The sequence below is a fragment of the Pseudooceanicola sp. genome (genome assembly GCF_029213205.1).
GTDB lineage: Bacteria > Pseudomonadota > Alphaproteobacteria > Rhodobacterales > Rhodobacteraceae > Pseudooceanicola.
The window spans coordinates 1-12,263 of the sequence record NZ_JARGNH010000009.1; the positions used below are offsets into that span (position 1 = coordinate 1).

The 12,263-nt window shown below is 64.1% G+C and carries 9 protein-coding genes and 2 tRNA genes; 6 read left to right on the forward strand and 5 right to left on the reverse strand.

All coding sequences use genetic code 11. The features are described 5' to 3' along the window. The first annotated feature begins 120 nt into the window (after positions 1 to 120). Positions 121 to 1,305: a 5-methylcytosine-specific restriction endonuclease system specificity protein McrC gene (mcrC, locus tag P1U48_RS08920; protein WP_301068620.1), complete on the forward strand. Its 1,185-nt coding sequence runs from the start codon at positions 121 to 123 to the stop codon at positions 1,303 to 1,305. Here mcrC and P1U48_RS08925 read toward each other — a convergent pair. Continuing rightward, positions 1,204 to 1,788, reverse strand: a complete 585-nt coding sequence (locus P1U48_RS08925) for a DNA-binding protein (RefSeq protein ID WP_301068621.1) — start codon at positions 1,786 to 1,788, stop codon at positions 1,204 to 1,206. The two genes, mcrC and P1U48_RS08925, sit on opposite strands and share 102 nt — an antisense overlap. Before the next feature lie 248 nt (positions 1,789 to 2,036). Between P1U48_RS08925 and P1U48_RS08930 the strand changes: the two genes are divergently transcribed. The 3 genes from P1U48_RS08930 (at position 2,037) to P1U48_RS08940 (ending at position 6,204) form a co-directional block, all read left to right on the forward strand. Continuing rightward, positions 2,037 to 3,068 (forward strand): hypothetical protein, encoded by a 1,032-nt coding sequence (locus tag P1U48_RS08930; RefSeq protein ID WP_301068622.1) that lies wholly within the window; start codon positions 2,037 to 2,039, stop codon positions 3,066 to 3,068. Between the two features lie 65 nt (positions 3,069 to 3,133). Beyond that, on the forward strand, positions 3,134 to 3,706 hold the full coding sequence (locus P1U48_RS08935) for a hypothetical protein (RefSeq protein WP_301068623.1): 573 nt from the start codon (positions 3,134 to 3,136) through the stop codon (positions 3,704 to 3,706). Between the two features lie 86 nt (positions 3,707 to 3,792). Beyond that, the gene (locus P1U48_RS08940; RefSeq protein ID WP_301068624.1) at positions 3,793 to 6,204 is read left to right on the forward strand and encodes an AAA family ATPase; all 2,412 of its coding nucleotides are present in this window, start codon (positions 3,793 to 3,795) and stop codon (positions 6,202 to 6,204) included. 123 nt (positions 6,205 to 6,327) lie between these two features. Here P1U48_RS08940 and P1U48_RS08945 read toward each other — a convergent pair whose 3' ends face one another. The 3 genes from P1U48_RS08945 to P1U48_RS08955 all read right to left on the reverse strand — a co-directional run bounded on the left by P1U48_RS08945 (position 6,328) and on the right by P1U48_RS08955 (position 9,600). Beyond that, a complete protein-coding gene (locus P1U48_RS08945; RefSeq protein WP_301068625.1) occupies positions 6,328 to 8,193 on the reverse strand; it encodes a hypothetical protein in 1,866 nt (621 codons plus the stop codon). 338 nt (positions 8,194 to 8,531) lie between these two features. Continuing rightward, positions 8,532 to 8,606: transfer RNA gene (locus P1U48_RS08950), tRNA-Asn, on the reverse strand. Between the two features lie 76 nt (positions 8,607 to 8,682). After that, entirely contained in the window at positions 8,683 to 9,600 is a 918-nt protein-coding gene (locus tag P1U48_RS08955; RefSeq protein WP_301068626.1) for an MBL fold metallo-hydrolase, read from the reverse strand. Between the two features lie 41 nt (positions 9,601 to 9,641). Between P1U48_RS08955 and P1U48_RS08960 the strand changes: the two genes are divergently transcribed. Next, positions 9,642 to 10,949 (forward strand): ATP-binding protein, encoded by a 1,308-nt coding sequence (locus tag P1U48_RS08960; RefSeq protein WP_301068627.1) that lies wholly within the window; start codon positions 9,642 to 9,644, stop codon positions 10,947 to 10,949. A 238-nt stretch (positions 10,950 to 11,187) separates the two neighbouring features. Here P1U48_RS08960 and P1U48_RS08965 read toward each other — a convergent pair. Then, positions 11,188 to 11,263, reverse strand: a tRNA-Ile gene (locus P1U48_RS08965). Between the two features lie 86 nt (positions 11,264 to 11,349). Between P1U48_RS08965 and P1U48_RS08970 the strand changes: the two genes are divergently transcribed. Beyond that, the gene (locus P1U48_RS08970; RefSeq protein WP_301068628.1) at positions 11,350 to 12,207 is read left to right on the forward strand and encodes an MBL fold metallo-hydrolase; all 858 of its coding nucleotides are present in this window, start codon (positions 11,350 to 11,352) and stop codon (positions 12,205 to 12,207) included. Positions 12,208 to 12,263 lie beyond the last annotated feature (56 nt).

Sequence of the window (12,263 nt, forward strand, 5' to 3'; positions counted from 1 at the left end):
AACTGGCCTACTTTTACGCCGCCCTAATGGACCAATTTTGCGCCGCCCTTGACAGGAGTACTGGTTTGACGCCCCGGATCGAGCCCGTGATGCGGCGCAAACCTTGCGTGCCGGGCTTTAATGGCTACCACGATCCCCTTGCGCAATATCTGGCTGCTATTTTTGTACGCGGCCGATCTGGTGCAATTCAAAGGGCGATTTGACCATCAGGTCGAGACCGCCCCGGATCTTCCGGATCTAGTGGCGCGCCTCTTGACCCATGTGGTCGAGGAACGCCTGAGCCGGAACCTATCCCGCGGATACCGCCCCCAAGTGGCTACCCTGTCGCGGGTGCGGGGGCGTATTGACATGCTAGAAACCACGACCCGCCGATTGATGGACCGCGGTCGCATTGCCTGCCGCTTCGAAGAGCACACGATGGACACGCCCCGCAATCGGCTGGTCAGGGCAGCCCTCGCGCAGCTTGCGAACCGCGTTGCGGATGATCTGGTTGCGCATCGCTGCCGCCAACTGTCCGGGGATTTTACCCGCATGGGCGTTGTCGGCCCCCGCCCCTCCTGGGCAGAAGTGGCCAGTGACCAGATTGGTCGCAATGAGGCCGCCGACCGTTTGATGGTGGCACTGGCCCGGATGGTGTTTAACACGATCATCCCGACAGAGGAGCCCGGGGAGGTATCAGGCGCCCTGCCTGACAGCACCGACCACCTGATCCGCCGCCTATTCGAGCGGGCGGTGGGCAACGCCCTGCGCCTTGAACTGGAGCCTCAAGGTTGGTGCGTGACTCAAGGCAAACGCCTTTCATGGCCGGTCACGGCCGCATCCCCCGGGATCGCCGCGATCCTGCCCGGAATGCAGACCGATATTGAGTTGAACCATGTCGAAACGGGGCGCCGAATTGTGATAGACACGAAATTCACGGCCATCTTTACAGCGTCCAGCTATCGAGACCGGATTCTGAAAAGTGGTTACCTCTACCAGCTTTACACCTATCTGCGCAGTCAGGAGCGGCCGGGCGATCCCGCTAGCTTAACCGCCGTCGGGATGCTGCTGCATCCGCAGACAGGGGGATCAGTCGATGAAGGGGTAACAATCCAGGGACACCGAATGCGCTTCAAGACGGTTGATTTGGCAGGCGATCCTGGAGAGTTCGAGGTGAGCTTACGGGGGGTGTCTCGGAATGAGGGCTCATTAGCCGTAGATCGCTCAGTTCCCCTTGGCGATGGAAGCCAACCTTTCTTCCGCGCGCTCTGCGCGCGCTTCGGCTTTCTCAAGGATACCTTGAAGGTCAGAGACTCTTTGTTCTAGGCCGGCTATTTTTTCCGTGGCGCGCGCATGCTCAAGGGTTAGAGTTTCATAGGCGGTCTGGAGCATATCGAGGTCACTCTGCACATCATGCAGTGCAGTTTCTGCGTCCTCATGCTGCTTTCCTGCAAGCTTAAGATTTTCTTCAAGATCAGCTTGTTTTTCGGAATAATGATCTCGTAGCTTCTTTAGCTCTCTGCGCAGCGCCTCCGTCGCAACGCCAGCCTCTTCTTGCGCATCGCGCCATATTCGCGCCGCGAGTTCTTGCGCCAGCTGCTCGATGGGTTCGGGCACATAGCGCTCTGCGAGAGCCTGACGCTCCTTTTGATCTTCTTTCCAGGCCCTCACCAGGGGCGAAATCGTGGACATAGAACCGCCACCCAAAAGGCTGTGGACGGCTTGATTCGTCACTGGGCTGCCTCGCGCGATGAGCTTTTCGGCTGCCTCGGCGACAGCTTCGGGCGTTATGGACGACTGACGTGGCATGGCGTTGCTCCCTCTTTGTAATATCGTACATTATGATACGCAGGGAGCCCACAGGAGAAGCGCGGGCGCTGGTTGCCTGGTATGTGACTTCCTGATTAGTGTAATTAATTGTAAATTAGGACTTGAACAAGGGGGATGGTATCACCAAATTACACATAGGTCACCGGGCGCCCGATAAGCGGACGAGAACAGAGATCCTACCCTCTGCCCCCGCCCTGACCACCGAAGAGTCCATAGGAGACCCTACGATGGCTAAGTATTACGTAACCCGTGGCGCGGGCGGATTCAATTCCGCGCTTCCCTTCACCTTCACCCTGTCCCCGCTTGTCCTCGCCCGCGCGATGACTCGCGCGCTGGTCGATCTGGCCGCCGCCGAGCGTGAGCTGGGCGATGAGACCGGCTTCGACCCGGCCCTCTCCGCCTATCGGGCTGCCGTCGATGAGGCCCGTACCCGTGTCCTCGAGCACTGCGAGGCGCTGATCGCCCATGCCCCCGCCACGCTGCAGGCAGCCTCCCTTCAGCGGGTCGCGGTGCTGGTCGATACCGTCATCCGGTCCGGGGATCCGGTTGAGGTGGCCCGCATCCGCGCCAGTCTTCAGGTGGCACGCTGGGTCTGGCAGCTGCCGACTACCGTGCCGGGCCACGCCTTCTATAATGCGGCCCTCGATGCCGCGCTGGACGCACTCGGTGGTTATATTGACGGGCCTGACGAACCGCAGGACACTCCGCCGGCGGCAGGGTCCCAGACGGTGATGGAGGCCGGTGCGGCGGTGGAGAGGGACGATCATTCGATCCCCACCGCCCATACGGAAGTCAGCCGCGCCTTCACCGCCCTCGTGCACGGTCTCGAGGCCTGTGTGGCTGCCGAGCGGCGGATCCAGCGCGACGTTGTGGGCGACGATGTGTTTGCCCCGGAGGTCGCCTCGGACCTGGCTGCGGCAGAGGCAGCCCGCGAGGATCTTCTCGTCCGGCTCGCAGAGGTCACCGCGCTGCCGGAGCAGCGCGGTCTCGACCGTCCGCTGCAGCTGTTGGCGAAGGGGCTTCATGCGCTTGTTTCGGTGGAGGATGACGACGACCGCCAGCATATGCATGCAGTCATGGCGGGGAGCGCCGACCTGTTGCTTGTTCGGGGGGATGCGCCCGCGGTTCGCTGGGTGCGCGCGGCGCAGCGGCGCTTCCTCGACGGCGTCGCACGGCTCATGTCGATGGAAGACTTCGGAGGAAGGGGAGCCGGGCCGGACGATGACGGCACGGACGACGCACCCGGGCTCGCGGCCTGAGTCGCTCCGGACCTCGCCAGGGGGCCACGGCCCCCTTTCCCTCTTCCCGAACAATGGAGGCGCGCATGCCCCAACAGCCCTTCCTGCCCGGCATCATCTTGCCGAGCCGTCCCGCCGAGCCCCGCGACGCCCGTAACGCGCTGGCGGCCTACCCTGACATGCCGATCGAGGATCTCTGCCGCTATGCAAAGTGGCTGGGGGCCTCCGCCGAGATGACCGTCGACGCCCTGTTCTTGCGTCTCGGTGAGCGCATCTTTCCGGCACCCGAGCACGAGCGGCATGATCGCGTGTGGATCCTGCCCGACGGCACGCCGCTGCGCATTCAGGTCAAGACGCGCCACAGTCAGGCCGCGAACGGATCCTTTATCTTCAACCTCCGACAGCGCTCGGCCCGCGGGTCGACCGGCAAGGGGCCGTATCTGCCCGAGGATTTCGACCTGCTTGCCATGGTCATTCTGACCGAAAACGTCGTCGCCTTCACCGCCGACTGGCAGACGCGACATGTCATCCAGCCGAGTGAGATTCCGGCGCTTCGGCGGCACCCCCGTGCCACGTTGGACGCCGCCCTTATGCGCTTGGGCCATGCCCAGGCGATCCCGGGTCACGTCGACGGGCCGGACCTCAATCTCGCCGCCTGACCGACGGGTCTTTCCACCCCCCAGATCCTTCCTCGGTCCGCCCCCGGCGGTGGGCCGACTGCCCCCCTTTATTCCGGAGTTCTCCCATGACGCAGCCCACATCCTCCTTCTCGACCCCGCCCGCCACTATCCCGCTCACCGATACCCCGGACTGGGCCACCTTCGCCGCCGAGATCCGGAACGGCCTGCTGTCCCGGGCCGCCGCATGGGCAGTCACCGCCTACACCGCTTCCGGCCCCACCGAGGATGACGACGCCGAGGCCTCCGTTGCGACGGCCACCGACGCCGGCAACGCTGAGAAGGCGACAGTCGACACCGGCACCCGGCGCGATACGACTCTGGCGGACGCCGCCCGGTCCAGCGCCCAGAGCGACGGATGGCAACTCGATGATCTGCTCGATCAGATCGAGGCTGATGCGGCCATGAGTGAGTTCCCCGACGCGTTGCCCTTGGTCCCGGAGGACGCTACGGCACCGCGCAAGCGCTACCGCCTCCGCCCGGAGGCCGCACTGGCCGTGGTCCGCATCGCCAAGACCTTCGGCTCGGCCGGGGCGATGGGCCGGGCGCTCGGCGCGCCGGGCGCTGTGACCCTGATCACCACCGCAGATCCCGCGCTCGACGCGCATCTCATCCAGCTGATCGAGCACATTGCCCAGCCCAACGCGCTCTGGCCGAAGGGCGCGGCGATCCCCGTCGTGCTGAGTGCCGAGAAGGCCGCGCCCAGCAAGCTGGATGCATCCGAACCGGCTGTCAGTGTGCTCTGCGGCTCGCTGCGCTTGGCGCTGGAGACCCGCCGCCCGACCGTCCTCATCGCCCCGGCGGCCGGAACCGCGCCGAAGGCGCTCCGGGCGCTTCAGCCTGAGATGGTCGCGCTTGCGCCCCTCGACCGCGAGATGCTGGCGCAGATCCTCGGCGATGCCTATCCGGAGGCAGAGGTCCCCGGCGCGGCGCTCACCGCGCTGCCCGCCAACGCGCCGCTCGCGCGGCTCACCCCCGGCGACCTGCTCCTCGCCCTGCGCTGGCCCGACCCGAAGCGCGCCGTCACGACGCTGGCCGCCGCGCTGGCCCCCGAAGAGACCCAGACTGGGCCGGGGCTGGCCGCATTCCCGCTGCCCGAGGATGTCCGCGCACCGCTGGAGCAGCTCGTCGAGGATCTGCGGGCATGGAAAGCGGGGGAGATCCGCTGGCGCGACGTGTCGCGTGGGGTGCTGCTCGCCGGCCCTCCGGGGACCGGCAAGACCGAAACGGCCCGCCAAGTCGCACGCGAGGCGGGGATCGGCATGATCGCCGCGTCGCTCGCCACATGGCAGGCGCGTGGGGAGCGGTCCTCAGATTTGCTCCGGGCGATGAAGGCGGATTTCGCGCAGGCCGCCAGCGAGGGGCCGTGCATCATTTTCGTCGATGAGATCGATGTTTTCGGGGACAGAAACCGCCGGGATCACAATGCCTCCTGGACGGAATATGTCGTCGGCAGTCTGTTGGAGTGCCTTGACGGCTATGCGGCTCAGGAGGGGGTCGTGTCCATGGCCGCGACCAACCATGTCGATAGGGTGGACCCCGCCTTGCGCAGGCCCGGGCGTTTTGACCGCATCCTCCATCTGCGCCACCCAACGGTCGAGCTGATGCCGCGAGCGCTGCGCTGGCAGGCCTGGCCCGACCTGCGCGACGCCGACTTGACCGCCATCGCCGCGCAGGCCGTCGGCATGAGCGGCGCCGACGTCGCGGGCCTGGTCCGCGCTGCCCGGGCAACGGCCCGGCGGGCGGGTCGCCCACTCAGCGTGGAGGATCTCTCCGCGACCCTCGCGGAAATTCGGCCCCCCATGCCGGAGGCTGTCCGCTGGCAGGTGGCGGTTCACGAGGCCGGTCACGCCGTGGTCGGTGCCGCCACCGGGGTCGCCACGCCCCGCGTGCTCGCCCTCCAGGGCGATGGCGGCGTCACCCATGCGGAACGGCGCGTCATCCACCAGCGGCGGTCCGAACTGGAAGCCGCGCTGGCCCTCGACATGGCCGGCCGCGCGGCGGAACACCTCGTATTCGGCGAAGCCTCCGCCGGGGCTGGCGGCGCCTCGGACTCCGACCTCGCTCGGGCCACGACCATGGCTATCTCGATGGAAGCCGCCTGGGGGCTCGGGGACCGGCTTACGTGGTGCGGCGACCCCGAGACCATCGCGCCCCGCCTGCGCCTCGACCCGCCGCTCGCGGCCCGCGTCGAGGACCACCTCCGCCGCGCCGAAGACCGGTCGCTGGGGATCCTGCAGGCCCAGAGGCCGGTTCTCGAAGCCATCGCCACCGCGCTCTGCGACCGGGGCCTGCTGCAGGGGGCTGCGCTGGAGGAGCTGATTTCCCAGGTGAGGCCGGAGGCGGCACAGCCCACGCAAGGCGAGCGGGCGCTGGAGGTCCAGAAGGCACCGGACCAGTCGAAGTCTGAAGACGAACAGGCGGACAACCGGGATACGGACTGGTCCGTGCCATACCGGCCCCTCGATCGCGCCGCCTGATCCGGTCCGGACCCGCCCGCCTGTACGATCTCGGTGCAGGCGGGCGGCGGCAAGTCTCTCTGAATAACAAATCCGTCCGAACAGACGATTTGCACCTGCCTTAACTGAGGCTCGTTTCTGTTATCAGAACAGTCTGGGTAAGCGTTCGATCGCATCCGCTTTTATGCGTACACTGACATCGTCACGATACGTTTGTTCGTTTATCTCGCTGTAGGGCCTTTGCTCCTGCCCCCGGAAAGCATGTCCGGTGATGTCGTATCTGGTCACGTCAAGCACATCGGGATCGTGCAGCAGGGTGTCATTAACATAGTGTCGCAAGCTGTGCATGCAGAGCTCTCGTGGATTCCCACCCAGCGCGATCTTCAGCGCCTTCCGCCACATGTCGTCGATGCTTTCGCCAAATTTTTCCACGCCCTCAGCGGGATCAAGGCTTAGGCTGCGTGCGCTGCCCGACCGCGGCTTCGGGATAACATCTGGGAACAGAAACGTTTCGCCGTGTGCCTGCATGCGCCCGGCATGTTCCATCAGACCCAGTTCCACCAGGTGCGAGTGAATCGGAACGAACCGCGTGAGTTTCTTTCGCGGATCCGTTGTCCCTTCTTCCTCGCCTTTGAGCCCACGCCAGGCGTTAGACTGAATGATGATTGTCGGGATGCCCTCGATCGTCACGATATCAGAGGGCAGGAGGCCAGCGATCTCGGCTCGGCGTGAGCCCGTGTATGCGAGAATCAGGGGCACCCAATAGCGAGAGTCTTTCTTGATCATCTCGCCAGGAACATGCCGGCGGCCTGGGCTCTTGTGGCCTTGCCATAGCGGATGCCCAAACACCGTACGGACTTCATCGAGACGAAACACGGACCGACGTTTGTGATCGAGGACCCGACCACTTGTTTTCGGCCGCAGAGATGCGAGTTCAGGCTTGAAGCGGAGGGCGTGTCCCTCGGAAACGGCGCGGCCCAAAAAAAGTTCAAGAGATTTCAGGTGACGTTTGATTGTTCCAGAGGCCAGTCCAACCTGATCGCGTGGCATGTTGGCCGCGATCGCCTTCACCTGGCCATAGCTACGCCGCTGATCATATACTGACCGTAGGAAGGTCTTCGGGATTTCCTTGAGAGCGTCCGCGTATCGCCGCAGGTGCCACTGCTCGACTTCATCGATCGTTTGAATGCCATTCACAAAACAGAAAAGACGCAGATCAGCGGCGCGCTGCTGCGCCACGCCGTCGGATAGGCCTTCCTGTCGGGCATATCTCCAGAATATCCCGGCGATGTCGCGAGTGTAGCTTCCGTCCCCCGGTTCAGGTGCCGACTGGGCCGCTGCGAATTGTTTCATCAGTTCGCCTACCGTAAATGTCCCATCAATCAAATCGACGCCGTGGGATATAGGCGCGAGTTGTTTGGTGCACTTGATAGGTGTGGTGGTTGTATCGGGTTCGAGTGTCAGTTGATCCGCCATGACGACCGGTTCAACTTGTTCAGAGTTTATTGACGTCAGCAGCGCATCAGCTTCCGACAGATAGGTTTCTTTTTGACGTTTAGTGATGCTGGATAGGGCTGCCAGCCTGACCTTTAGATCCGCCTCCCGTACTTGGGCGTGATGCTCCATCGAAGCGAGGGTCGCACCGGTGGTTTCGGTAAATCTTTTCACCATCGTCCGTCGGGCCTCTGGTGACATGATCCGAGCATATTCGATTTGATAGATGCGAAGCATATGCTCCACCTGCGCCGGCGTCCAAGCCGGATCGATTCTATGGGGGGGAAATGTCGAGTGAACACCGTCTTCCAGCAGGGTCAGCACTGCGAGCTTTTGGATATCCCGAAGCCACGCACCGTCCTGAAGGCCGCGCCCCGTCATCCGCTCAATCCGGACCTTGCGATGAAATTCCGGCAGCACCTGACGCAGGCTGGTGGCCATGTATTTCGAGACCACCTCTTCAGGGAGGGCAGGAGAGAGCAGGATCAGCGACGACATCATTCGATCGAATTCCACAGTGATACGTCCCGTTAATATAGACGCTGAACGCTCATCTGTGGTGCCCAGAGGGATGACCACTGGTCCGATTTTTGGGGATAACCCCGGTATCCGTCTTCGAAAATAGAAGCGGTGTCCCTGACGATAGAGGTACTTACCGGTTGTTGGGTGGTCTTGTGTCCGCATCGCGCCCTGCTTTCCGGGCGGTCCGAACTCATGAGCCAGAGAACACGAGGGCGTTGTGACAGACGTGTGCAAGTTTTGTGCAACGCCTGTGAAAGAAAACACGCCGTAAATCCAAAATTCGCCGGAGCTAAGTTTGGAAGTCGTAGCTTTTCAACACCTTATAGGTGATATGGCTCCGGCGGTAGGGATCGAACCTACGACCAATTGATTAACAGTCAACTGCTCTACCGCTGAGCTACGCCGGAACTGGGGGCGGATATAGCAACAGCGCTGGGGCCGGGCAAGGGTCAAACTTCGGCATTGGTGCAATTTTCCTCGGGATCAGCCGGTCCGGGCAAAGACGGCTTCCTGGTGCAGGTCGGATTCCGGCGCGACGGCGGATTTCCCCATCAGATCAATCAGGTGGGCGAGGACATTGCGGGCGGCAGCGGGCAGCAGCTGCGGCGGGATGTCAGTGTAGATGCGGGCGGCCAGGCTGGCGGCATTGGCGGGGCCGTCCTGCAGCGCCTCCAGGATGGCCGCTTCGCGGGTCTTGCGATGGGCGATCAGCCAGTCGATCCGCGCCTGCGGGGCCTCGATCGGGGCGCCGTGACCGGGCAGCAGACGTTGTGGTTCCAGGGCGCGCAGACGGGCGCAGGAGGCCATGAAATCGGTCAGGTCACCATCCGGCGGCGAGACGATGGAACTGGACCAACCCATCACCAGATCGCCTGAAAAAACCAGGCCATCCATGTCAAAGACCAAGTGATTGCCAAAATGCCCGGGGGTCCAATGTCCGCGCAGGCGCCAGCCGTCGCCGCTGACCTCGCCGCCATCGGCGATGATCTCGTCTGGGCTGAAATCCGTATCCGCACCTTCGCCGCCGCCGATCTCTCCGGCGGCCGCTAGGCGTTGCATCACCGCCGATTGCCCGGCCAGCGCGTCGCCATAGGCATAGACCGGGGCGCCGGTCCGCGCCTTCAGGGCGTTCGCCAGCGGCGAGTGGTCGCGATGGGCATGGGTGATCAGGATGTGACTCACTGATTCGCCGGGCGCCAGCGCCGCCAAGATCGCCTCGAGGTGGTGGTTGTCCTCGGGGCCCGGGTCGATCACCGCGATGCCGCTGCCCTGGCCGACCAGATAGGTGTTGGTGCCACGATAGGTAAAGGCCGAAGAATTGCCGCAGAGCACCCGGCGCACCCTCGGGGCGAGGGTTTCGGGCTGACCGACGGGCGGGTTGAAATCATCTGTGGCTTGCATCGTGGCTTCCTTCCTAAGTGGCGTCCGCGTAGGTTTAGCCCATGACCTTTGGTTGGCTCAAACGATATGTGCCGCGCGGGCTATATGGGCGGGCGGCGTTGATCCTGATCCTGCCGGTGGTGGCGCTGCAACTGGTGGTGTCGGTGGTGTTCATCCAGCGGCATTTCGAGGGCGTGACCGAGCAGATGACCGGTGCCATCAGCCGCGAGCTTGACCTGATCCAGGGCGCGGTGGCGGTCGGGCTCGACCCCGGTGAAATTGCCGCGCGGCTGGATGTTCAGCAACAATCGCTGCCGTTGAGCGCGGTACCACCGGATCATATCCGGCCCTGGTATGACCTCTCGGGGCGGGCGGTGATCGCGACGCTGGCGCGGTTGCGCCCGGATTTGCTGGCGGTGTCGCTGGCGGATGACAAGGTGGTGCGGGTCTATTCTGCGGCGACGGAGCCTGCGGCAGGTGCCGTCGAATATGCTTTTGGCCGGGAACGGGTTTCAGCCTCTAACCCGCACCAGCTCTTTGTAAACATGGTGGTTTTCGGGGCGTTGATGACCGCTATCGCCTATGTCTATCTGCGCAACCAGCTGCGTCCGGTGACCACGCTGGCCAAGGTTGCGGCGGCCTTTGGGCGCGGCCAGCACCTGCCATACAAACCCGCGGGCGCCGCCGAGGTGCGCGCCGCCGGCCAGGCCTTTGTCGACATGCGCAGCCGGATCGAGCGGCAGATCGAGCAGCGCACCCTGATGCTGTCGGGGGTCAGCCACGATCTGCGCACCCCGCTGACCCGACTCAGGCTGGGTCTGTCGCTGCTGGACGAGGCCGAGCGCGCGCCGCTGGAGCGGGACCTGGCGGAAATGCAAAAGATGATCGAAGGTTTTCTCGATTTTGCCCGGGGCACCGCCGAGGATGCGCCCGAGGCGGTTGATCCGATTGCCCTGATTCACAGCATCGTCGATGATGCGCAACGGGCCGGGATTGCCGTCGAACTGGTTGAAACCGCCGAACTGGGCCCGGTGTCGCTGCGCCCGCTGGCGGTGCGCCGTGCCGTCGAGAATCTGATTGGCAATGCGGTGCGCTATGGCCACCGCGCCGAAGTGTCGCTGACCGCGACCTCGCGCGGCCTGTGCATCCGGGTCGAGGATGACGGCCCCGGCATCCCGGCCGAACAGCGGGCCGAGGCGCTGCGGCCGTTTCAGCGGCTGGATGCGGCGCGCAATCAGGATCGCGGCGGCGGCGTCGGGTTGGGCCTGTCAATTGCGGCGGATGTGGCGCGGGCGCATGGCGGCGCGCTGCGACTGGGCGACAGCAGCCGATTGGGCGGATTGCAGGCGGATCTGGTGATCGCGCGCTAGCTGGGTCTATCGCCCGCGAGCAAACGATTGCCGGGCGACACATGGCGCGGGACTCGACCGGTGCGTCGCGGAAATCCAAATCCGACTCGCTCTCCTGAACCGCGTCCTTGGACTGGCCGCCACAGGGGCCGTAGGCGGGGGCGTCCGGGGATGGGGACGTCTGACCCTCACCCGATTTGCGCAACAATACCCTGCGCAGCAGTCAGAATTCATTCAACCCGGATGATTTGGGTGAGTTTGGTAGGCCCGGAGGGATTTGAACCCCCAACCAAAGCGTTATGAGCGCTCTGCTCTAACCGTTGAGCTACAGGCCCGCCATGGCCCTGCTTTAGGAGATTACAGGCTGGACGGTCAAGCGGCTGCGCGCCTAGGCTGGTCCGATGATCAGGGAGAAGCAGAGATGACCAGCGACAAATCCGCGCTGACACGACAGGTCGGCGGGTTCCGGGTGACCGCCATTCAGGATGGGCAAATGACCGGCAGCGTCGCGTTGATGCCGGATTTCGACGACGCGCAGGCGCAGGCCTATTGCGACCGGGTCGGGGTGCCTTTCTCGAAAGTGCGCGAAACCTCGGTCAATTGCTTTGTGATCGAGGGGCAGGGGCGCACGATGCTGGTGGACACCGGATCGCCGCCGGATTTCCACAAGGACGCGGGCCGCTTCCCCGAAGCCTTTGCCGCCGCCGGGTTCAAGCCCGAGGATATCGATATTCTGATCCTCACCCATCTGCATGTTGACCATTGGGGCAATATGCTGCGCCGCGAGGATGGCGAGGCGTTTTTCCCGCGTGCGGAATTCGTGGTCACCCAGTCGGATTACGATTTCATCCACGATGAGTCGGTCTACGCAGGCCTGAATGACGCGCGCAAAGTGGCGCATGACCGCTCTCGCGCCTGTTGCGTGCCCTATGCCGGGCGGACGCGGCTGATCGCCGATGACGGCGACATCGTGCCGGGGATCAGCTATGTCACCATGCCGGGCCATTCGCCGGGCCATTCCGGGGTGTTGATCCAAAGCGCGGGCACGGTGTTGTTCATCTTTGCCGATCTCGCCCATGCCTGGTTCTGGCAGGCGCCATTCCCGGATTGGTCGGTGCTTTATGATCTCGACCAGAAACAGGCGGCGCGGTCGCGGCGGGCGACCCTGGCCCGGATCGTCGCCGAAGGCTGGCCCTGCGCCGGGATGCACACCCCGTTTCCCGGCTGGGCGCGGGTTGAGCAGGATGGCGACGTCTGGCGCATCCTGCCGGATTTCTGATCCTGGCCGGGCGCTGAGCCCGTGCTTGCGGTGGACTCGCGCGCCGCGCTGATCTA